This is a genomic window from Myroides guanonis (genome assembly GCF_900114085.1).
GTDB lineage: Bacteria > Bacteroidota > Bacteroidia > Flavobacteriales > Flavobacteriaceae > Flavobacterium > Flavobacterium guanonis.
The window spans coordinates 156,949-180,320 of the sequence record NZ_FORU01000005.1 but is presented as its reverse complement, the minus strand read 5'-3'; the positions used below and the strand labels follow the sequence as shown (position 1 = coordinate 180,320).

18 protein-coding genes are annotated in these 23,372 nt (G+C 34.4%); all 18 read right to left on the bottom strand.

Translation table 11 applies throughout. The features are described from left to right. Positions 1-3: 3 nt before the first annotated feature. Positions 4-1,242 (bottom strand): efflux RND transporter periplasmic adaptor subunit, encoded by a 1,239-nt coding sequence (locus BM024_RS06445; protein WP_090678640.1) that lies wholly within the window; start codon positions 1,240-1,242, stop codon positions 4-6. Then, positions 1,239-2,690 carry a TolC family protein gene (locus BM024_RS06440; RefSeq protein WP_090678639.1) on the bottom strand — a complete coding sequence of 484 codons (1,452 nt, stop codon included), beginning with the start codon at positions 2,688-2,690 and terminating at the stop codon, positions 1,239-1,241. Before BM024_RS06440 ends, BM024_RS06445 begins: the two co-directional genes overlap by 4 nt. 93 nt (positions 2,691-2,783) lie before the next feature. Next, complete coding sequence (locus BM024_RS06435) at positions 2,784-3,020, bottom strand: thioredoxin domain-containing protein (RefSeq protein ID WP_090678638.1); 237 nt, start codon at positions 3,018-3,020, stop codon at positions 2,784-2,786. An 11-nt stretch (positions 3,021-3,031) separates the two neighbouring features. Next, positions 3,032-3,559 carry a DUF420 domain-containing protein gene (locus BM024_RS06430; RefSeq protein ID WP_090678637.1) on the bottom strand — a complete coding sequence of 176 codons (528 nt, stop codon included), beginning with the start codon at positions 3,557-3,559 and terminating at the stop codon, positions 3,032-3,034. Between the two features lies 1 nt (position 3,560). Then, complete coding sequence (locus BM024_RS06425) at positions 3,561-4,184, bottom strand: SCO family protein (RefSeq protein WP_090678636.1); 624 nt, start codon at positions 4,182-4,184, stop codon at positions 3,561-3,563. Positions 4,185-4,190: 6 nt separating this feature from the next. Further along, positions 4,191-4,847 carry a hypothetical protein gene (locus tag BM024_RS06420; protein ID WP_245753865.1) on the bottom strand — a complete coding sequence of 219 codons (657 nt, stop codon included), beginning with the start codon at positions 4,845-4,847 and terminating at the stop codon, positions 4,191-4,193. 72 nt (positions 4,848-4,919) lie between these two features. Further along, positions 4,920-5,279: a cytochrome C oxidase subunit IV family protein gene (locus tag BM024_RS06415; RefSeq protein WP_090678635.1), complete on the bottom strand. Its 360-nt coding sequence runs from the start codon at positions 5,277-5,279 to the stop codon at positions 4,920-4,922. 25 nt (positions 5,280-5,304) lie between these two features. Then, positions 5,305-6,282 (bottom strand): cytochrome c oxidase subunit 3, encoded by a 978-nt coding sequence (locus tag BM024_RS06410; RefSeq protein WP_090678634.1) that lies wholly within the window; start codon positions 6,280-6,282, stop codon positions 5,305-5,307. 44 nt (positions 6,283-6,326) lie between these two features. Continuing rightward, positions 6,327-6,905 carry a cytochrome c oxidase subunit 3 gene (locus BM024_RS06405; protein WP_090678633.1) on the bottom strand — a complete coding sequence of 193 codons (579 nt, stop codon included), beginning with the start codon at positions 6,903-6,905 and terminating at the stop codon, positions 6,327-6,329. A gap of 9 nt (positions 6,906-6,914) precedes the next feature. Continuing rightward, positions 6,915-7,832, bottom strand: coding sequence for a heme o synthase (gene cyoE / locus BM024_RS06400; protein WP_394333270.1), 918 nt, complete (start codon positions 7,830-7,832; stop codon positions 6,915-6,917). A gap of 77 nt (positions 7,833-7,909) precedes the next feature. Then, positions 7,910-8,659 carry a deoxyribose-phosphate aldolase gene (gene deoC / locus BM024_RS06395; RefSeq protein WP_090678632.1) on the bottom strand — a complete coding sequence of 250 codons (750 nt, stop codon included), beginning with the start codon at positions 8,657-8,659 and terminating at the stop codon, positions 7,910-7,912. Positions 8,660-8,755: 96 nt separating this feature from the next. Further along, the gene (locus BM024_RS06390) at positions 8,756-9,136 is read right to left on the bottom strand and encodes a VanZ family protein (protein ID WP_090678631.1); all 381 of its coding nucleotides are present in this window, start codon (positions 9,134-9,136) and stop codon (positions 8,756-8,758) included. Further along, on the bottom strand, positions 9,126-9,506 hold the full coding sequence (gene gcvH / locus BM024_RS06385) for a glycine cleavage system protein GcvH (protein WP_090678630.1): 381 nt from the start codon (positions 9,504-9,506) through the stop codon (positions 9,126-9,128). Before gcvH ends, BM024_RS06390 begins: the two co-directional genes overlap by 11 nt. 56 nt (positions 9,507-9,562) lie before the next feature. Beyond that, positions 9,563-16,912, bottom strand: a complete 7,350-nt coding sequence (gene sov, locus BM024_RS06380) for a T9SS outer membrane translocon Sov/SprA (protein ID WP_090678629.1) — start codon at positions 16,910-16,912, stop codon at positions 9,563-9,565. A 3-nt stretch (positions 16,913-16,915) separates the two neighbouring features. Continuing rightward, entirely contained in the window at positions 16,916-17,497 is a 582-nt protein-coding gene (gene ruvA, locus BM024_RS06375) for a Holliday junction branch migration protein RuvA (protein ID WP_090678628.1), read from the bottom strand. Between the two features lie 85 nt (positions 17,498-17,582). Then, complete coding sequence (locus BM024_RS06370; protein ID WP_090678627.1) at positions 17,583-19,862, bottom strand: NADP-dependent malic enzyme; 2,280 nt, start codon at positions 19,860-19,862, stop codon at positions 17,583-17,585. A 537-nt stretch (positions 19,863-20,399) separates the two neighbouring features. Continuing rightward, entirely contained in the window at positions 20,400-21,422 is a 1,023-nt protein-coding gene (ruvB, locus tag BM024_RS06365; protein ID WP_090678626.1) for a Holliday junction branch migration DNA helicase RuvB, read from the bottom strand. A 134-nt stretch (positions 21,423-21,556) separates the two neighbouring features. After that, positions 21,557-23,356, bottom strand: a complete 1,800-nt coding sequence (locus tag BM024_RS06360) for a cytochrome c oxidase subunit I (RefSeq protein WP_090678625.1) — start codon at positions 23,354-23,356, stop codon at positions 21,557-21,559. Positions 23,357-23,372 lie beyond the last annotated feature (16 nt).

Here is a 23,372-nt window from a genome sequence, read left to right as displayed (position 1 = left end):
ATATTACTTTGATTTATTCTGAACCTTATCTCCCTCTTTCAATTCTCGATTAACTAAAGAATAAGGGCCAATTATAACAACATCATCTGGAGATAACCCACTAATAATTTCAATATTTTTATCATCTTGAATACCTGTAACAACAAACTTTAACTTTGCTTCACCATTATTCATTACAAAAAGACTCTCTTTCAAAAGATCCTTCTCGAAAGTTTTAGAAAGTGTGTCAGTTTCAGCTTTCAAAACAATAGCACTGATTGGAACAACCAATACATCATTATTCGTTTGCGTGATAATATCAACAGTCGCTGTCATACCAGGTCTAAAAGGAGAATAATGAGACTCTTTACCCTCTATTAAATCTTTATAAGACTCTTTCAATATTCTTACTTTCACTTTAAAGTTTGTAACCTGATCAGCAGTTAAAGCAGAACTAGCCGAATTTGAGATACTAGTAACCACACCCTTAAACTTTTTCTTCAAGAAAGCATCTACTTCAATATTAGCTTCATTACCTATTCTAACCTTTACAATATCATTTTCATTCACATCTACTTCAACTTCCATATTGTTTAAATCAGCAACACGTAAAAGCTCAGTACCTGCCATTTGAATCGTACCCAAAACACGTTCCCCTAATTCAACATCTAATCTAGAAATAGTGCCAGAAACCGGAGCATAAATAGTTGTTCTATTTAAATTATCCTTTGATTCAGTCAAGGAAGCTTCAGCACTTTGAACGTTAAAAAAAGCTGCACTTTTTACGGCCTTAGCTACATTATAGGCAGAAACGACCTTATCCCATTCAGATCCAGAAATAACACCCTTTTCGAAAAGCTGTTTATTTCTATTATAATTAGATTTAGCCTCTTCCAATTGAGCCTCTGCTTGGTTCAACCCAGCTTTACTATTAGAAAGAGCAGCAACCATTCTATCAACACCAGACTCATAAAGATCTGGGTTTATTCTTACGAGCAAGTCTCCCTTTTCAACAACCTGCCCCTCTTTAATTGGCAACTCAATCACCTCTCCAGAAACCTCAGAAGAAATTTTCACCTCTATCTCAGGTTGTATTTTACCAGTGGCAGAAACCGTCTGAACAATAGTCTCGTGTTTCACACTCAAAGTTTCAACCTCTAAGACTTTATCATCGCCTTTTATCTTACTAACAACAGCTACACCTATCAAACCAATCACGATAACTGCAACAATTAAAATCAACCATTTATTTCTTGTTTTCATAAAGCTTCATTTTCAAAAAGTGGAACACCAAAGTAATATTCAAGGATTTTCGTTTTAAATATATAATCATATTTTGCCTTCAACATATCAGACTCAGCTACTACAAGTAAATTTTGAGCCTGATTAAAATCAAAAACATTCATCAAACCAACTTCATAGCGTTCTTTAGCATATTCCAATGCTAAGTTTCTTGCTTCATAAGTAACTTTAGAAGCTTCAAAAGATTCCAAGGCATTCTGAGTATCAGAATATGCAGCATAAACTGTTTGCTCAAGTTTCAAAACAGACACCTCTTTTTCCTTCTTCGAATTCTCAAGATTAAGCTTACTCAATTTGACAGAGTTTCGAACACTAAACCCATTAAAAATAGGAATCGAAATACCAACTCCAAAACTGTGACCAATATTATCATCAAACTGATTAAAAAGCGAATTCGGTCCAGAAATAATCGGACTCATATTGGGTTGTAATACATTCTGATTAGTCCCTTCTACAACCCCAATAACCTGAGTTGGATTCGCAGTATTTAATTCATATCCCGTAATTTGATCCATATAAGCAGCACGGGTCGCTAAACTATAAAAAGCTCTTATTTGCGGATAATAGGCAGATTTAGATATTTCTAAATCACGTTCAGATATTTCAACCTGTGTTTCAGCCAGTTTTAAATCGATTTGTGTCTCTTTTGCTCGCTCAACCACCTCTTTAGCACTGTTTGACAAAACCTCGCTTAATCCAACTTCATAATCCACATCAATAACATCGAAATTCTCGTAATCTTTTAATTGCAAAAGTTGAGCTAAAGCCAATTTTGACATCGTTACCGCATTAGAAGCAAGAATTAATTGTTGATTTGCTTGTGCAACTGAAGCTCTAACATCAATCAAATCTCCAGAAGGAACAACACCTGCATTCACTAAATTAGCAACACGACTTTCTTGACCCTTTTGATAATCTAACTGCGATTTATTTACCTTAACTAATTCTTTATTAAAAATAACTTGAAGATAAGAATTAACAACATTCAATGCCACATCCTCTTTCATCTTTTGAGACTGATAAAGAGTAGCTGCACTCTGTAATCGTGACTTAGCTAATTGTTTCTGATTTTGAAGTCCCTTAAATAAATCAACCCCAACATCAACACCAGCAGCAGTAAACTGTGTAGTTTGATTTTGTAACAGACCAGTAGTTATATTCTGATTCAATCCAACAGTCCACGAATGATTAGCATTTGCACTAACAGAAGGCATAAAGTTTCCCTTAGCCATATTTAGATTAATATTTGCTCGTTCCTCCTCTAACAAACTTTGCTGAATACTCAAATTGTTTTCTAAAGCATAAGAAACGCAATCATTTAATGTCCATAATTTAGTCTGAGACCAGGACAAAAAAGAGCAAAACAGACCTAAAGACAAAACACATTTCCTCACTATGTTACCTTTCATATCTCAAGATTTAATAACTATAAGTCGTCCTTAAAACAAAACTGTTACAGATTGTAACAAATAAAAAAACCGTCTAGTAAGACGGTTTGGTAATTATACGCTTTTTTCCTTCTTATTCTTAAAAATTCTATACACCATATATCCAATGACACCAACAAGTAAATAAGGAATTATCATAAGATAAACAATCCCATCATTCACAGCTCCAGCTTTAATACCTCCCTCTTCAGTTTCCAATACAGCTCTACACATAGCGCACTGAGCAAAGCTATCTACAGATATAAAAAGAAAAAAAACTATACTTAAGAATACTTTATAAAATTTAAACATCCTATCTAATTTTAATGAACATAATAAGGTGAAATCATAAGATAAACGATTACACCAGTCACCGCAACATACAACCACAAAGGAAAAGCATAGCGAGCTATCTTTTTATGCAATTCAAAATTACCCAAAGCAGCCCTAGCATAAGTCACAAGAACAATTGGAATAATAATAATTGACAAAACAATATGTGTTATCAGAATAACAAAATAAACAGTACGCATCCATCCCTCACCACCATAAGAAGTAGAATCAGAAGTCATATGATATGCCACATACATTCCTAAGAACAATATAGAACACAACATACAAACCTTTATAAGATTCTCATGTAATTTTCTCTTCCCATTCTTAATAGCAATAACAGCAGAAATCAATAAAATTGCAGTTAATCCATTTATAGAAGCATAAATCGGAGGAAGAAAAGACAAAGGTTCAACATTTGGTATTTTTACACCAAACAAAATAGCAACCACAATCGGAATAAGTACTGATAAAACAGTAATTAAACGTTTATATTTTCTTTCTAAAGTATTTTCCATTTTAATCGTTTAATAATAATTGAATATCTTCTTTAATCATTTGTACTCCCTCATCACTAGTCCCATCATAATACAAAATTGGGTTGCCAAATTCATCCTTTCTACAACGAATATTCCCTTCTTTGTCTATTAAAGCAAATAATCCAGAATGTTCAAACCCTCCAGGAGAATCCTCATTTTGTCCAGCATATAAATTAAACTTCTTAGACAAATCAAAAATATATTTAGAATCACCTGTCAACATATTCCAAAATGGTAATTTAACCCCTAGCTCGTCCATATGTTCTTTCAAAACCTCAGGAGTATCATTTGTTGGATCAATAGTAATAGAGGCTACACCAAATTTTAAATTACCGTAAAACTCTTTCTGCAAAACCAACATATTTTGATTCATAATAGGACAGATAGTTGGACAATTAGCAAAAAAGAATTCCAACACATAAACCTTACCCTCATAATTCTTATTAGAAATCACCTTATTATCTTGATTCAACAATTCAAATTGCGGCGCAGGTCCAATTAAAACAAGATCAGATTTTTCAAATTTCTTGATTATTTTAGGCACAGCCCAAATACCAAAAATTAAGATTATAAATGAAATCCAGACATACGATTTATTTTTCATGATAAATTAATTAGTAGCATTAATACGATTATACTTTTTTAAAGCAAGACGATACTCAGCCAAAACAACTTTCATATCATCCATCATTTCATTGTGCAAGTCAGCCGCAGAAATTGTATTATACCCCTCCATATACTCATCCCTTCCATTTTTATTCAATCCCTTGCGTCCTCTAAGCTTTAGCTCCTTATCAATAATATACACATTAGGAGTAGCAAAATTCTCATCCAATTTACCGACTAATCCAAGAGAATCATAAAAACCTTGAATATCCTCAGTATCGAGAAACAAATAATTCCAATTAAATAAATCAGAAATAGGCTCTAGCTCCTTACGAACCAATTCAGCCTGTTCTTCCGCACCTTTTGGCACAATAAAAACCATTTGAAAATCATCAAACTCTTTATATCGATTGTATATTTTCTGATTTAAATTAAAAGCATCCCCACGATTCTTGAACAAATCTGTACCTAGAAAACCAACAACAGTAATTTTATCTTTCAATTTAGGCTGAACCCCTAAGCTAGATTCACCAAGAGGCAATTCATTTACCTTTTCAGTAATAACAGGAAGACGAGAAAAATTATTCACCCCAGTTGCAAAGAATAAATATGCAGAAATAGGCATTATGAATAACACTGTCAGAATAATATATTTTTTCATGATTAAAATATGAGAGTCACAAAAATAAAAAAAGGCGATTGATAAATCGCCTTTTAAATACCTAATATGTTATTAAAATATCCACTTATAGAAATCATTATTGAATACATCAAAAATGTAATTTCCTTCGATAAGTATCAATGCAATCATATACACACACAAGAAGCTTAAAGTTCCAACCACAGACCATCTCAAGCCTGCTGATTCACCTTCTAAGTGCATGAACGCCCACATAATATAATAAGCCTTAACGATAGTCAATATAATAAAAATCCAATTCAATAAACTTAAATGCAATATGTCAGTCATATGCAAAGAATCAGGCTTGTAAATCCCTAATATAACCTCTACGATTGTAATTAAAGACATTATTACAAATACAGTCCAAATTCTCTTTTTATTTGATTTATGTTCAACGCCTGTTGCTGCCATCTTAAATATATTTTTTAAATAACAATTAAACTAAATAGAAGAATGTAAATACGAACACCCAAACTAAATCCACAAAGTGCCAATAAAGACCACCTTTCTCAACCATTTCATAAGAACCTCTTCTATCGTAAGTCCCCAATAAAACGTTGAAAAAAACTATAGTATTAATCAAGATTCCAGTAAATACGTGGAACCCGTGGAATCCAGTAATAAAGAAAAAGAAATCACCAAATAACTTATGACCATATTCATTACGAACTAAGTTAGCCCCTTCTACCACATAAACTGCTTCTTTCAAATATTCAGCAGATTCTTCTCTTGATAAAATAATCTTATGTTTTGTTTCATCAATAAATTGAGTACGAATTCTAACGTTAGGATTTGCTTCAAAACCTGCTTTAACCTCTTCTAAAGAGTAAGTAGGTATAGAAGATTCTCCAGAGAACCATACACCATTATCTCTTGAATGCAAAACCCTGTCTTCTTGAAGTTCTACTGCAAAATCAGCCAAAGCGATTTGCTTACCATCTTCACCTACGAATTGCAAGATTGCACCTCCACGAGTCTCAACTGCTCCGTAAGATCCCTTAATAAAGTTTTTCCACTCCCATGCTTGTGAACCTAAGAACACAAGACCACCGATGATGGTTAAAAACATATAAAACGCTACTTTATTTCTTTTCATCTGATGTCCAGCATCAACTGCTAGAACCATCGTAACCGATGAAAAAATCAAAATAAACGTCATTAATGCTACATAATACATTGGTGCATCTACACCATGTAAAAAAGGAAAGTGATTAAACACTTCGTCGGCAATTGGCCAAGATTCCATGAATTTGTATCTCGAAAAACCATACCCAACTAAAAATCCACAAAAAGTTAATGAATCTGATAATATGAAATACCACATCATCAATTTTCCATAGCTTGCTCCTAAAGGCTCATTTCCACCGCCCCATGTAGTCTGATTAGTAGCTGTTGTAGTAACTGTCGCTCCCATTATAAAGTTGTTTGTTAAAAAGTTCTCAAATTTAGCCTTTTTTTCTATTTATAGAAAGTAAAAAACAAAAATAAATAAATCCATAAAATTCCTAAAAAGTGCCAAAACCACTCACTCAATTCTATACCAATATATTGAGCAGAATTATATCTCTGTTTAGAATGATTATAAATCACATACAACAATGAAATCATCCCACCTATCAAGTGAATAACATGTACAATTACAATCACATATAAAAATGAGGTCGTAACAGTACTTTCACTTCCGGTGAAAAAATACCCATTGTCAACCACTTGACCAAATCCAATAAATTGAAGAACCACAAAAGCCAATCCCATTAATGTCGTCAAACACAAATAAGTCATAGCCGCTTTATTAGCCCCTTCCTTCACAGATTTCTTAGCCATGTAAAAAGTACCACTACTTAACACAATAACAATTGTACTAAGCAAAAATGCGATAGGTAATTGAAAATCAGTCAACCAGTCAGGTCTAGATTTACTAACTACATACGCACTCGTTAATCCAGCAAAAATCATCACCATACTTCCCATAGCGAAAAGCAACATGATTTTATAAGCCTTACCTTTTTTAATATATTCCTCTTGAACTGTCATCATAAATATAATTTATCTCAATACTTTATCTAATACGTATATTATTTGAATTAGTGAAATGTAAGTAACACTCACTAACATCAAAGATTTTGCTGCCTTATCAGTTCTTGTTCTATACAACTGAATTCCTGCATACAACATCCACAACCCAGCTATAAACACCAATATCGCTGAAACAGGTGTCAAATACAACCTACCCGTTAAACCTGTGGCAGGAAAAACAGAAACAATAATCAACCAAACAGTATATAATATTATCTGAATAGAAGTCTTTGAATCACGCTTACCCGTAGGTAACATAAAGAAACCACCTTTCTTATAATCCTCATACAAGAACCATCCAATAGCCCAAAAATGAGGGAATTGCCAAAAAAACTGAATCATGAACAAAGTTCCTGCTTCAATACCAAAATGATTTGTTGCGGCAACCCATCCCAACATGAATGGAATCGCTCCTGGGAAAGCCCCCACAAAAACAGATAATGGTGTAATGGTTTTTAAAGGAGTATATACACTTGTATATAAAAAGATAGAAATCGCACCAAACATTGCTGTCTTAGGATTCACTATATATAGTATTACTATACCTAGTATAGTTAAAACACATGCTAAGATAAGGGCAGAATTAGGTTTAACACGTCCAGAAGCAATAGGTCTATTCTTGGTACGATCCATTTTGGCATCCAAATCCCTCTCAATAATTTGATTAAAGACATTAGAAGCGCCGACCATACAATATCCTCCCACTGATAATAAAACCAGCGTCATATATTGAATTTCACTGAAATCAGGAACTGCGATTAAATAACCTGCAATTGTAGAAAAAACGACACTAATAGCTAATCTAGCTTTAGTAATTTCCTTGAACTCCTTAAAAAATGAAGGGCTTTGATTAGAAGATAATTCCAAAGTTACTTTCTTTATTTTGATGGTCTGCAAATATACTGCAAATTTTAATATTTCCTCACAAAAGACAACCTCTAAGTGTTAATCTTTAGCTCAGTATTTTAGTAATCTACAACTTCATCACCTTCTCCAGTAACTATAACCTTTGCAGAAGAAGTTCCGATACGCTTAATACCCAATCGAAGCATCGACAAGGCAACTTCTCTAGTTCTTATACCTCCTGAAGCTTTAACAGGCAATGGACCAGAATTCTCAAGCATCAACACCAAACTATGAATAGTAGCACCATTTCCCTTTCCATTTTCTGTTTTAAAATACCCTGTGGACGACTTCACAAAAACCTTCTGATAATCTCGTTCCTCACACGTAGACAACACCACTTTCTTAACAAGAGTTGTCAACTGAATTATTTCCTTATCAGTAAGAGCAGCAACCTCTATAATCCACTTAACAACTTTACCTTTACTAAGCGCAAACAAAGTACAAACTTCAATTTCCTTTCTAACCTTTGCTATCTCTCCTACTTTAAACGCATTGTAATCAACAACAAAATCAAGCTCATCAACACCATTATCAATTGCATTACTTGCTTCCTTCAACTTCAACTCCAATCCTCCACTTCCTAATGGAAAATCAATTACAGTACCAACTAAAACATTAGACTTTACTTTATCAATAATTCCCCTTGCAAAAGAAATAAACTCAGGTCTAATCATTACCAATTTAAAGCGCTCAAATACAGCTTCCCTTACCACTTCACCAACAAGTAGTTTACAAGCAGTTTCATCTCCATCAAAATCAGATACAGTTTTTAAAAAAGTAGAATCTAAATATCCCCTCAAGTCTTTCATTTAAAAAGTTTTATCAAATTAATAAGAAAAAAGCAAATCACAAATTATAACGTAAACACTAATTTAAAATAAAAAAGCCCCAAAAAGGGGCTTTCATTATTTTTTAATTTGTGTAATCAACAAACACAGTAACAAACCAATTAAACTTCCAGAGCAATTAGCTATTACATCAGTCCATTCTGCACTACGCGAAACCGTTAGTAGAAATTGCAAAATTTCAACCAGACCACCCATAAAACAAGCAGTCATAAAAACAATCAGCGCTTTTTTAATTCTACCCTTTCCATCATTTAGCTTTATCAAATAAAAAAACCAAAGACATGAAAAAACGAAATAAAACACAAAATGAGCAATTTTATCTTTATTAGGTATAACAAACATTGGTGTTTTGGGAATAGCAGAACCATCTATCAGACATACAATCCCTACAAACAAACTCCAAAAAACAGCTAACCAAAATAAAGTATTACGCTCCAATTAATTCTTTATATTGCTCATCAGACAATAAAGTATCAATCTCTGAAACATCAGAAATTTTCAATTTCACCATCCAACCTTTTCCATAAGCATCGCTATTCACCAATTCTGGTTCAGTTTCCAATTCCTCATTGAATTCTATAATCTCCCCAGTAAGAGGTAAAAACAAATCAGAAACAGTTTTCACTGCTTCAACAGTACCAAAAACTTCGTCTTTATCCAAAGTTTGATCCAATGTTTCAACTTCAACATATACGATATCTCCCAATTCTTTCTGAGCGAAATCTGTAATTCCAATAGTAGCAATATCTCCATCGATAGCTATCCATTCATGATCCTTTGTGTACTTTAAATTAGCTGGTATATTCATTATAATTATTTTTTAGCAAATGTATGATAATATTCAATATTTGAAAAGCATATTCCTTAATTTCCAAAATTATAGCGCAAAGTAAAGCCTGAACGAATATTAGTCATAGGATACATTGTCGAAATCACAGCTTTTGAAAAAGTATGATCGTAGAAGAAAATAGCAGTTAAGTTCTGACTCATAGCGTAATCAGCCGTCAACCTAACAGACCAAGTATCCTGGCCCGCCCCTAATTGATTATTATCATAGTCCAGATACCTTACAAAGGTCTCGTTCTTGCGCCAAGTAAAATCAGTTTTAATATTTATATCACTAGTAATCCTTCCACCTTGACCATTACCAGCCAAATCAGAATTAAAGGACACGTCTTTAATGCGATATCCAAAACCAATGATATATTCATTTCCACGAACCTCCGTCAATAAATTATTATCAAAGTTTAAAGCCAAGGTTCTATCCTTTCTCATTTCAGCTAAAATCTTAAATGCTGACTTCGTTTCAAAATCAATTCTAATTAATGGATTGAATTGCTCTACTAAAACAGCATTATTAACAACATTCTCAACAGGATAATTTCCAAACTGATTCAACTCATTTGGATTTGACACATACTCAAAATTGGTACTATAAGATCCTAGAGTATATCCAGCTCGATAACCATGTTGCAATGAGAATCGTCTAAAATTATCTTTAAACCATCCCAATTTCATCAATCCTGTATATTTCAAATTCCAGTTAGGCAATGGAATATTCCTAAAAATCCCTGTAGAAGACTTTGAAGGGTTCTCATTCGTATAAGCAGAAATAAAAGCTGGCAATAAAACTGCTTGACTATTTTTACCATAACCAACTGGAAATCCATCAGCACCTATATTAGCAGGATTAGATAAATCAATACCTCTATCCATAGCCAAGCGATTAGCAATAACAATTCTATTCTCCTTAAACTTATCAAATGCAGCAGAACCATTCAAATCACTTGTTCCAAATGCAGTACCAATCATCACAGTGGAAATAGTAAAATTTCCATATGTATTTGGCGCCAAACTATTATACATTCCATTGGTAACATCGAACTGCTCTGAAAAATTCTCAGAGATAGTTCTATCAGCAATAATATCAATCGTTAAATCTGGAAGAGGTTCAACTTGAGCAGAAATATTCAACGTTTTATTAGAAACCTGAGTATAAGGTTGATTAAAATCGGGATAATCAGTCAACCATCCACTCCTAGCAGCCTCGTAACGCACATCAGACTGACTACCAAAAACAAATCCCAAAGTCGGCTTAGAAGACCCAAAAAAGCCCAATCCAGGCATGAATCCAGGTAAAACAGTACCACTGTTCTCAGAATAGTTAACTTGAACATTTCGAATACTCGTTGCCAAACCAATAAGAAGATCTGTAACTACTTGACTCTTCTCCTTCTCTTCATCCTCCTTATTGGCAACTTGATTCCTAACAACTTTCTGTCCTGGGACTAAAGTTGCCTTTTTCGCATCAGTTTTTTTCTTTGGTCGTTGAGAACTCTTCACCAAACCAACATATCTATACAAACGATCCATAGCTAAAGTTGTATTAAGCCTATGCGTGCTTGCATTCTGAATTGTATTTCCAAGTTGGTAAAAAACACCATCCTGCTCAATATTCTGAAAAGCTTCTGAAGAACGTTGCCATGTATAATCTCCAGTATAAGAATACGTAGAACGAATAAAAGATAAAAACGGAATCTTATTCAAAGGAAGCTCATAATTCAACGACAACTGTTGCATTCTTTGATTTGGTTCTCCAACATCGAAATAACCATCCCAGATAGAATTGTCATTCATTATCCTTTTATTCTCATCTAAATAGTTCTTAACGATATTGCTACTTCCAGCTGTATAAGTAAGCCTCAAAGACTTCGTAACATCGAAATTAAATCCGTAGTTATAATTGAAAAAATAATTTCTTCTATACAAAGGATCCAAACCGATACCCTCTACATCTACCAATCTAAATTGCTGTTTGTTATATTGTCGTAAAACATTTGTATTAAAAGTGATATTTGAAGGCAAGTAATTAAAATTAAAATCACTTAAAATCTTCCAATAACTACTTTTCTTCATAAACTTACTAGCCTTAAATGGCTCTATAGGCTTAGGTGTGAAGGCATAAGAATAATCAACCGACGATCTCGTTTGCTGATCAATCATAGATTCAATTTCAAAATCATGTCTCATAACCTCGTTGTATGAGTGCGATAAGGTTAAGTTTTCAACATCATAAAAATGCTTCTTACCCTCAGGATTCTTTTGCTTATTAACCCCAATAAAGTTTATACTTTTCCTCCTAGTATAATCTTCAGCTCTACTTTGAATTACATCACGCTCCGAATCACTTTTAGCTCCGTCCTTCATCGTTTTCAACTTAATATCAGGATTAAAAGGATCGTATTCCGGAGTAATTATCTCTTCACCAACAGCATAATTAAAAGGCAGATTTATTCTCCAGTTCTTAGGTAATAACTGACCTAAATTTAAATTCGTAACAATATTATATTGCATATAATCCTCACGACTACGTTCATTAGGGCCTTGTTCCAAACCTCCAAAACCAATAGTAGATCTACTCCCTGTTGCAGAAAGATTAGCAAAATCCGCAAATTGAGCATCAACATTTGCAACAGCTGCCCAACCACCTTTATTCTCCATATCAGACATACGCAATTCATTAAACCACACCTCTCCCCTTAAATCCTTTGGGCGAGCAGTTTCATTCGTGCGATTTTTAACCCCCAACATAATAGTACGAACCTGTCCGAAATTAGGATTACCTTTTATACCTAAACGCAACTTATTAACCTTGCCAGAAGCCGTACCATCAATTTCATCCTCTTCCTTATAATAAATATAATTAGGATCAATAGATGCATCATTCATTTTCATCACCTTCAACTTGGTAAGGAGTTCTAATTTCAACATCAATTCGTTTTCCTCTGGCCAGATTCGATCAGCAGAAGTTTCTCCAAACTCAGTCACCTTCAATGGTAATTCTACTTGATAAAAGTTATCTGTAAAATCATTACCAAAACGGATAAAAGCAACCATATCATCATCACTCATCCTATCCGAATACCCTCTTGGTTCAGCAGCCTCAGCATGTAAAAACATTCTAAGTTTTCTAAACTGACGCATATCAATATTCACATTCTTAAAAACAGCCTTTGAATCACCTGGTTCCAAACCACTAGGTGTCATAATAGATGTATCTTTCTGATAAACCCTCAATGACAAGGACTGTTCATTTTCATTAATCAAAGTATTATTGTTATAAACCTGTTCCCTAACCACTCCAGGAGGCGAAGTATAAGGAATAGGATTACGTTCAAAATTTTCTTGAATATTTACAGAAGTAACATCAAATCCAACATTAGTACCTTTAATGGTCGAATTCAAATCTTCAACTAGAGTAGAATCAAATCGTCTCCATTCACTTCTAACCAAATCTAAAGTTCCGAAACGCAAAGTCAATTCCTCCTTAAATCCAGTCATGAACATTCTCATGAATCTAACAGATCTCAAATCTGAAATTGCCCCAACAGCATTCCCCTCTTCCGCATCAATAGGAATCTTATATTGAATCCACCTAACAGGAGTTGTAGACCCATCCGCTAATTGAGCAGAACTCGTTCTAATATCAGAAACATAATTATCTCCAATTTTCACATCTGGTTTAACATTAACAGTAAACTCGTAATATGCATTGATAGTATTCATTGTATTATCACCATCAATATCTTCCGTATCAGGTCTATTGTCGGACCCTCTATTATTACCAGACATATCAACAGGAGAGTTTCCATCAGAATTATTATAATTTCTATATCTATCAATAATATTTCCTTCAGCACTTAAAAAATACTCATAATTATCACCTGCAGGGTCACTTAAATTAGCAAATGCAGGAAACATCTGAGCCTCTTCATCGTCACTAATACCATCCAATCCAACATCCTGAACTTTTCTATTCCCTTCATTAGTGTCAAATGCATAAATTAGAGAAGGAGCTGCTGGCGTACGACCCCAAATTGTTTTTATTGTAGGTTGATTACTTCCAGCATTAGGCAATCCATTCTCATATTGCTTTTGTCCATCTTTTAAAATATCCTCTGAAATAAATCCAAGATTAAACTTTAACTGTCCAGTATTCCCCTCAGCAATAGCATCACCAGAATTTCCTGTATAAGGATCCATTACCCAAAACTCAATAAACTCGACATTGGATTGCTCAAAATTAGTTGCATTCAAAGCTCTCATCACACCACCCCAATTCTGCTCGGGTGCTTTAGATTTCGGCACTGCAGCTAATTCAGGATTATAGTTATAAGGACCGCGTTCAGTTGGATAAAAAGTCAAATCCAAAGTATTAATAACCCTACTTTCTCCATAAGCGATGTCTTTAGACGGAAATAGCTCTTCACTAAAAATCCTTCTAGTTCTATTAGACGATAAGTCTTGCTCCGAAATTCCACCAGGTCGTCTTGTACTAGCGAAGAAAACTGGATCAATGGTATACCAAGACATTTTTGCCCTTTTATATCCATAAGACAAATCATTTGCTTCGTCTCCAAAACCAACAGGAGTACTTGCCAAATACCACGATTGTGGAGAGCGTATATCAATATTAGATTGCGTCCCTTCAAAATCATCTATATAAGATGTCGCTTCACCATTAAATTGATCTGCCTTAGAAGCCCCAGGTTTCAGATAAGCGAACTCTCCTCTAAATGAAATGGATGATTCTGCATCTGTATCAATATTAGGAAGCTTATTAACCATTCGAGTAAAAAACGGAACCTCAGTTGAAAAATTAGCATTCAATCCCATAATGGTATTGTTTACTGACTCTTCACCATAACTTGACTTTTGGGTCATAGGTTTTTCAGACATCCTCAAATAAGTAGCACCTAACATAAATTTATCACTAAACTTATGATCCACATTTACACCGAAAAAACGTTTCGTTTGTTGTCCAAAAACCGCATTATTTTCAACTGAAATATCAATAGGAGTATTAGAAGCAGCCAAGCCTGGATCTAAAATCTTAACCCTTCCTCGAGCATAATCAACAGTATAATCGATACCCTCAACCAAAAGCCTACCTCCTGCATTAACAACAACAGAACCTTGAGGCACGTTGTAAGCTCCAATAGGAATTCCATCCCCCATAGAACTACTATACCTACCCTTTAATTGAAATTTATTCTTACCGCTTTCTTGTAATGCATTAGCCTGAGTATTTCTATACATCCTTTCAAAGACATATTTTTTCTGATTTGCATTATAAGAAGCTGGAAAATTATAATCCTCGGTATTAGAACCAGTACTTAACTTTTTAAACAAATGTGAACCAAAAGGCTCCACTGTTGTGAAAATTATACGGCCATTTCTAGCGTCTACAGTAATACCCTCAAATTTATTAAAACTGTTTTGTCCGTTATTTTGATTCCCATAACCACCACCGTAGCCACCACCTTGTCCACCAGAAGTATTCCCCGAATTATTTCCTAATCCGAGCGGATCGAGCGGATCTTGTCCAACAGCATTTCCGATAAAATCAAAGAAACCATCTCCACCTTCCTGTGGGTCATTAGTATAATTTAAACGATCTAAATGAAAAACCTTCAATAATGCCGTACGCTCTACATCTTCTGGCAAAGGAAGTCCACCAGTACCGGAAATATAATTCAAAGGAGAAGGATCCGTATAAAGAATATTAAATCTAAAACTCTCCTGAGATAATTCCATAGCACCCGGAATTTGATAAATATTCTTCATCATCAAATTCCACACAGGTTGATGAATTGAAGTTAAATTACTCTTTAGCATTTTCAGCACAAGACTTTGTGAAATAGGAATTTCTTCCTGATTAGGATCTTGATTGGGCAACATAGAAGTCGTATCTCCACCATCACTTCCAAACTCCCCTACTTGATAAACCTCATTCCCGATAGTATATTGATAAGAAACAGCAAGTACTTCATCATTTGAAAGTCTCTGTTGCAAAGAAATATAACCCAATTGAGGATGAAAAGTAAATTCACTTGGTGATAACTTACGAGCACTTTCAAGCTTTGCATAATCCCTACCCTCTGTTACTGGAATATTAAATCCAGCACTACCAGCACTGATCGTTCTAATAGAACTGTTCAAGAAGTTAGACCCTATTTTCCCAGGGTCATATTTATTATTCTTATTGTCAGAAGGAACATTAGGTTGTGGATTGGTAAAAAAATCAGGGTATGTCTGAGTATTAACACTAACAATTTGATCATCACTTAAACCCATCAAACGTCCCTCTCCCAAATCTTGGATCGCAATAACATTACGCAAATTATTATTATTAGCAACAATTCTGTTTTGTCGATTCGTAATCCACACATCCACACGAGTAATACGAACTCGGCTATTTACATATGGATAGTTTTTTAATGCATCATCGTATTTACTTCTAAAATATTGAGATAAGAAAAAGTGACGATCGGCATCGTAATCTAAAGCAAAAAGTTCAAAATCTTCTAAAGTACCTCCCCCTTCAGCAGTAACAGCTCTAGTTTGAGACTTTTGCTCCGAAAAAATCCCAGTAATTGTGGTTCTACCAAATTGCAATTCTGTTTTAACACCAAAAAGACTTTGGGCTCCTCTTATCAAAGAACTACTAATAGGCATACTAACATTTCCAATCTCAATTTTCTTCAGAATAGCATCTTCATCAGGAACGTAATCAAGCTTTATCAAGTTTTGAAAGTCAAAAGTAGACTGTGTATCATAATTGAAATTCACTCCCATTCTAGTACCCACTGTCCCCTGCAGTCCCATGCTGATTCTCTGATCAAAATCAAATGTAAACATGGATCTATTTCTAGGTGATAGAACAGGATTATCTTGTTTAGTAAAGCGTCCGCCTAAATCAACCTCTACAGATCCCTGAGGTTTAATATCAATAGTATTAGATCCGAATATCCCTTCAAAAAGTCCAGAATTCACATAATACCTTGGTAACATATCACGTTGCACCTCTTCATCTTCTAAGCGACCATCAACAGCATCAAACTTCTGTTTAAAATACTTTTTCATCTGCTCTCGCATCACCAAGTCCTCATATTCTTTTCTAGTTAAAATAACCGGGAAATTAATATTAAAACCATCAACAGACTTTGTATATATATATCGATCCGTAACAGGATCGTATGTATATGCAGCAATAATGCTCTGTGGATCCGGTAACTTTAATGTCTCTTTGTTATACTTTTTTTGAATAGTATCATTTGACTGAACAGGCTCTTGAGCTATTGCAGTAAAACAAAAAAACAAAAATGTTAACGTCCAGAAAACAAGTTTTTCATTTAGAAGTTGCGATTTCAAACTCTATAGATTTTTTAATGCTAATTTGATTATTTCTTCGACTGTTGCATTTGGATTCTGTTTGGTAATTCGTTCAACAACTTTTTCAGCACTTTTGCGAACAAAACCTAACACCTCTAAAGCAGATAACGCTTCATCGGCATTTGTATTGCTAAGAACAATAGAAACTTCATCAATATTATATAATTTAAGTACTTTTTCTTGTAAATCAAGAATAACTCTTTGTGAAGTTTTTGCACCAATCCCTTTAACAGATTGAATCGTCTTAACATCTCCAGCACCAATAGCTTGAAGTAAATCTCGAGGATTGAGTGAAGATAACATATTTCTCGCTGTATTCCCACCTATTCCAGACACGGAAATCAACAATTTAAAAAGTTCTCTTTCTATTTTTTCAGAAAATCCAAAGAGGGTATGAGCATCCTCTTTTATTTGAAGAAAAGTATAAAGTTTAACATTTTCTGAATCAGGAAGCTGAGAGTAAGTATGCAGGGAAATGTTTACTAAATAACCCACTCCCCCGCAATCTATTACTACCTCTGTTGGAGATTTCTCTACTAATCTTCCTTGTATATGCGCTATCATCTTATCGAAATTTTAGTCAAAAATAGGAAATAATATTAACTATTTCATAACAAGTAGATAGAGTTTAGCGCATTATAACTTGTAACTATTTTTTTCTTTTTTCTCTCACTTGAGCATCCACAACAGCAACCGCTGTCATATTCACCATTTCATCAACACTTGCGCCCAATTGAAACACGTGAACAGGCTTGTCCAAACCTAAAATAATAGGTCCAATTGAAGTAGCCTTATTCAACTCTTTCAACATTTTATAAGTCAAGTTAGAAGAATCAAGATTAGGAAAAATTAACGTATTAACCTTTTTATTTGCCAATCTTGAAAAAGGGAACCTATCCTTTAACATATCAGCATTTAAAGCAAAATCCATTTGAATTTCACCATCTACAATCATTTCAGGGTAATTCTCGTGCAATATTTTAACCGCCTCCCTCATCTTCATTGGAGACTCTTTCGAAGCCGAACCAAAATTTGAATAAGACAACATTGCAATAACAGGATCCATACCAAACATACGAACCGTTTTCTCAGTCATAAGAGCTATTTTCGCTAACTCCTCAGCTGAAGGATTAGGGTTAATAGCAGTATCCGCTAAGAACATAGGTCCTCTTTTCGTCAACATTAAGTTTGTTGTTGCCACTTTACTAACACCAGCAGCACGAGGAATCAATTCCAAGATAGGTTTAATAGTCGAAGGATAACTTCTAGAATATCCAGTAACTAGAGCATCAGCCTCACCTTCATTAACCATCATAGCAGCAAAATAATTACGCTCACGCATCCATTTCTCAGCATCATAAAGGGTTAACCCTTTTCTTTGTTTTGCTTGCCAATAAGAATTAGCAAATTTAGTTCTGCGTTCTTTCTCCTCTTCAAGTTTAGGGTCTCTAATCTCTAGATCCGCATCAAAACCAATTTCATTTTTAAGCTCTAAAATCACTTCCCTTCTACCAAGTAAAATCGGAATTGCAATACCCTCTTCATAAACAATTTGGGCAGCTTTTAAAACATCTAATTGATCAGCCTCTGCAAAAACAACTCTTTTCGGATTAGTTTTAGCACGATTAATAAGCAAACGAACCATTTTATTATCAGACCCCATTCGCTCTTCTAGCTCATCCTTATACTTATCCCAGTCCGTAATTGCTCCAATAGCAACACCACTTTCCATAGCTGCTTTAGCAACAGCAGGAGGAACAACTGAAATTAAACGTGGATCAAATGGTTTAGGAATAATATATTCTCTACCAAAAATAAGCTTTGTCTCACCGTAAGCGATATTCACTTGCTCAGGAACAGATTCCTTAGCTAATTCCGCCAATGCAATTACAGCAGCCATTTTCATTTCCTCATTAATCTTAGTAGCTCTAACATCTAAAGCACCTCTAAAAATATATGGAAAACCTAAAACATTATTCACTTGGTTAGGATGGTCAGAACGGCCAGTAGCCATTATAACATCCTTACGAGTACTCATTGCTAAATCATATTCGATTTCCGGATTAGGATTTGCCATAGCGAAAACGATAGGATTATCAGCCATTGACAACAACATCTCCGGAGTTAATATATCAGCAGTTGACAAACCAATAAACACATCACACCCTTTCATTGCATCAGCTAAAGAAATATCATTATCCGTAGCAAACATACGTTGCATCTCAGATATGCGGTCATCACTATGTTTTAAAACACCTTTACTATTGAACATTAAGATGTTTTCAACCTTAACACCAAACGCAACATAAAGCTTAGCACAAGCAATAGCAGCAGAACCAGCACCTGAAACCACCATCTTCAATTCAGACATTGGTTTACCAGCCAACTCAGCGGCATTTATTAAAGCCGCGGCAGAAATAATAGCAGTACCATGTTGGTCATCATGCATCACAGGAATATTCAACTCCTCTTTTAGTCTGCGTTCTATTTCAAAAGATTCAGGAGCTTTAATGTCTTCTAGATTAATACCACCAAAAGTTGGCGATATATTTTTAACCGTTTCAACAAATTTATCAATATCCGTTGCATCAACTTCGATATCAAAGACATCAATATCAGCAAAGATTTTAAACAAAAGTCCCTTACCTTCCATTACTGGCTTCGAAGCCTCTGGTCCAATATCACCAAGTCCTAAAACCGCAGTTCCATTGGAAATTACAGCAACTAGATTACCTTTTGCTGTATACTTATATACATTATTAACATCTTTAGCAATCTCCAAACACGGTTCAGCAACCCCTGGCGAATAAGCCAATGACAAGTCTCTTTGGGAAGAATAACTCTTAGTAGGTACTACCTGAATTTTTCCAGGTGTTGGTTTCGCATGATAAAGCAAAGCTTCTCTGCGCTTATTACTATCTTTCTTCATATATATTTGAATTTTATAAGTAACTAACAAAGATAGCATTTTTAAAATTCCTAGAAAGAACTAGTCGTCTCTATCTATAAATTTAATACTTCTTATAAGTCCGCTGACCATTGTCACTTTTACTGATAACTATTCAAATATTTTACTAAAAGTCTCTATAGTTAACTTCATTTAAACTCATTTTTCAAAATCCAAAAACCACCTTTAACTTTAAAAACAAATTTATAATGCGAACTAAAAAAGCGACTCTACGAATACAAATCTTGACGAAGAACACCTCATAAAACCAAACACTTATTTACTTTTAAAAATCGAAGAGACAGGCATTTTATGTCGTATAGAAAGAAAAAACAATGACTCCTATTTTTCTTTTGAGAATCAAATATTTTAATATCAATTCTCAAAAAAGTGATAGAGAAAAACTATAAAAAAAGCCATTTCACAAAATTGTAAAATGGCTTTAATATGTAAATTCAAATCTTAAAGTTTCTTCTCTAATTTCTATAAATGCAGCACTTTCGCACCTAAAATCAAAACTTAAAACAAATTACCTTGTTTAGGAATTTTAGTAACCCCCAAATGTTTATATGCTTTATCTGTAGCCTCACGACCTCTCGGAGTACGCATAATAAATCCTTCTTGAATTAAAAACGGTTCGTAAACCTCCTCTATAGTTTCAGAATTTTCAGAAACAGCAGTAGCCAAAGTAGATAAACCAACTGGTCCACCTTTAAACTTTTCGATTATTACAGAAAGGATTTTATTATCCATTTCATCTAAACCATGTGCATCAACATTCAAAGCATTTAAACCAAATTTAGCAATCTCCATATCAATGGAACCATTACCTTTAATCTGAGCGAAATCTCGAACTCTTCTCAACAATGCATTCGCAATACGAGGTGTACCACGACTACGACCAGCAATTTCAATAGCAGCGTTCAAAGAAATAGGAACTTGAAGAATAGAAGCACTACGTTCAACAATAGTCGCTAGTAATTCCGTGTTATAATATTGAAGTCTACTCTGGATACCAAAACGGGCCCTCATAGGTGATGTTAATAAACCAGAACGAGTTGTAGCACCAACTAATGTAAATGGATTTAGGTGAATCTGCACAGTCCTAGCATTAGGACCAGACTCTATCATAATATCGATTTTAAAGTCCTCCATAGCTGAATAAAGATACTCTTCAACAATAGGACTCAAACGATGAATCTCATCTATAAAAAGTACATCTCTTTCCTCGAGATTCGTCAATAACCCAGCCAAATCACCAGGTTTATCCAAAACAGGACCTGATGTAATTTTAATACCTACATTTAATTCATTTGCAAGAATATTAGCAAGAGTAGTCTTCCCTAGACCAGGAGGACCATGAAACAAAGTATGATCCAAAGCTTCACCTCGCATATTTGCTGCTTGAACAAATACTTTTAAATTTTCTAACACTTTATCTTGACCAGCAAAATCATCAAAAGAAAGCGGACGTAGTTTTTTTTCCACATCCAATTCCTCGGATGAGAAATGCTCATTTGTAGGGTTTAAATTCTCATTCATAATGCAAATATAATAGAAATTGAAATAGCAAAGAAGAAAGACAAGACTATCACCAATAAGAAAAGCAAACACAAAAAAAAAGTCGTCTTGATTTCTCAAAACGACTTCTTTATATAATAAATATTTATAAAATCTTAATGCTGTAACTCTTCTTCACCTTCTCTCATTGGCATATTTTGCGGAGCATAATCCTCTTCAAAACCAGGTTTAGAATAATCATAAGGCCATCTGTAAACTACAGGTAATTCACCAGGCCAGTTTCCATGAATATGTTCAACTGGAGTAGTCCACTCTAATGAGTTAGATTTCCATGGGTTTTGAGGAGCTTTCTTACCAAAGAAAATACTAGAGAAGAAGTTCCATAAGAAAACAAACTGAACCAATCCACCAATAATAGCGAATACAGTAATCAATACGTTCACTTCAACGAATTCATCAAATAATGGGAAAGCAGTATTTGAATAGTAACGACGTGGAAGACCAGCCATACCAATAAAGTGCATTGGGAAGAAAACTCCGTAAGCACAAACAGCAGTTACCCAGAAGTGGATATATCCAAGATTCTTATTCATCATTCTTCCGAACATTTTAGGGAACCAATGGTAAACCCCAGCAAACATTCCATAAAGAGCAGAAATACCCATTACTAAGTGGAAGTGAGCAATAACGAAATAAGTATCATGAACGTTAATATCTAAAGTACTATCTCCAAGAATAATACCAGTTAAACCACCAGTAATAAAAGTAGAAACGAAACCAATACAAAACAACATCGCAGGGTTCATTTGAAGATTACCTCTCCAAATAGTAGTAATATAGTTAAAAGCTTTAACTGCAGATGGAATTGCAATCAACAAAGTAGTAAAGGTAAACACAGAACCAAGGAATGGATTCATCCCCGAAACGAACATATGGTGTCCCCAAACAATAGTAGATAAGAAAGCAATAGCTAAGATAGAAGCAATCATTGCACGGTAACCAAAAATAGGCTTACGAGCATTTGTAGCAATAACCTCAGAAGTGATACCCATTGCAGGTAAAATAACGATATAAACCTCAGGGTGACCTAAGAACCAGAACAAGTGTTCAAACAATACTGGAGATCCACCTTGATAATGTAAAACCTCACCTGCTAAATAAATATCAGATAAGAAGAATGAAGTACCAAAACTTCTATCAAAAATCAACAACAAAGCAGCAGATAACAAAACTGGGAAAGAAACGATACCGATAATAGCAGTAACGAATAAAGCCCAAACAGTTAAAGGCATTCTTGTCATAGACATTCCTTTTGTTCTCAAGTTAATAACCGTAGCAACATAGTTTAAAGACCCCATAGTAGAAGACACTATAAACACAGCCATAGAAATCAACCAAAGCGTCATACCAGTTCCAGAACCAGGAATAGCTTGAGGCAAAGCACTCAATGGAGGATAAATAGTCCAACCAGAAGACGCAGGACCAGATTCAACAAATAAAGAACTTACCATCAATACAGCAGAAATAAAGAACATCCAGTAAGACAACATGTTCAAGAAACCAGAAGCCATATCACGTGCTCCAATCTGCAATGGAATTAATAAGTTACTAAACGTACCACTTAATCCCGCAGTTAAAACGAAGAATACCATAATGGTACCATGCATCGTAACCAAAGCCAAATAGGCATCATTTTTCATAACTCCACCTGGAGCCATTCTTTCACCTAAAAACCATTTAAAAACTTCAAATGATTCCTCAGGCCAAGCAATTTGCATTCTAAAAAATATCGACATTGCACCTCCGATAATTCCCATAATAATACCTGTAATCAAGTATTGTTTAGCAATCATCTTATGGTCTAAACTGAAGACATATTTAGTAAGGAAATTCCCTTTTTCATGATGATCATGTTCATCATGACCATTAACTATTTCGTGTCCTATTGCTGACATAGTATAATTTTTAAAA

Coding starts and splice junctions, on each gene's coding strand:
- ruvB (WP_090678626.1), bottom strand. CDS start 21,422: ATGAATGAGAATTTAAACCCTACAAATGAGCATTTCTCATCCGAGGAA.
- deoC (WP_090678632.1), bottom strand. CDS start 8,659: ATGAAAGACTTGAGGGGATATTTAGATTCTACTTTTTTAAAAACTGTA.
- BM024_RS06435 (WP_090678638.1), bottom strand. CDS start 3,020: ATGTTTAAATTTTATAAAGTATTCTTAAGTATAGTTTTTTTTCTTTTT.
- BM024_RS06420 (WP_245753865.1), bottom strand. CDS start 4,847: ATGAAAAAATATATTATTCTGACAGTGTTATTCATAATGCCTATTTCT.
- BM024_RS06415 (WP_090678635.1), bottom strand. CDS start 5,279: ATGGCAGCAACAGGCGTTGAACATAAATCAAATAAAAAGAGAATTTGG.
- BM024_RS06370 (WP_090678627.1), bottom strand. CDS start 19,862: ATGAAGAAAGATAGTAATAAGCGCAGAGAAGCTTTGCTTTATCATGCG.
- BM024_RS06430 (WP_090678637.1), bottom strand. CDS start 3,559: ATGGAAAATACTTTAGAAAGAAAATATAAACGTTTAATTACTGTTTTA.
- BM024_RS06405 (WP_090678633.1), bottom strand. CDS start 6,905: ATGATGACAGTTCAAGAGGAATATATTAAAAAAGGTAAGGCTTATAAA.
- BM024_RS06445 (WP_090678640.1), bottom strand. CDS start 1,242: ATGAAAACAAGAAATAAATGGTTGATTTTAATTGTTGCAGTTATCGTG.
- BM024_RS06425 (WP_090678636.1), bottom strand. CDS start 4,184: ATGAAAAATAAATCGTATGTCTGGATTTCATTTATAATCTTAATTTTT.
- BM024_RS06410 (WP_090678634.1), bottom strand. CDS start 6,282: ATGGGAGCGACAGTTACTACAACAGCTACTAATCAGACTACATGGGGC.
- BM024_RS06440 (WP_090678639.1), bottom strand. CDS start 2,690: ATGAAAGGTAACATAGTGAGGAAATGTGTTTTGTCTTTAGGTCTGTTT.
- BM024_RS06360 (WP_090678625.1), bottom strand. CDS start 23,356: ATGTCAGCAATAGGACACGAAATAGTTAATGGTCATGATGAACATGAT.
- ruvA (WP_090678628.1), bottom strand. CDS start 17,497: ATGATAGCGCATATACAAGGAAGATTAGTAGAGAAATCTCCAACAGAG.
- gcvH (WP_090678630.1), bottom strand. CDS start 9,506: ATGAATATACCAGCTAATTTAAAGTACACAAAGGATCATGAATGGATA.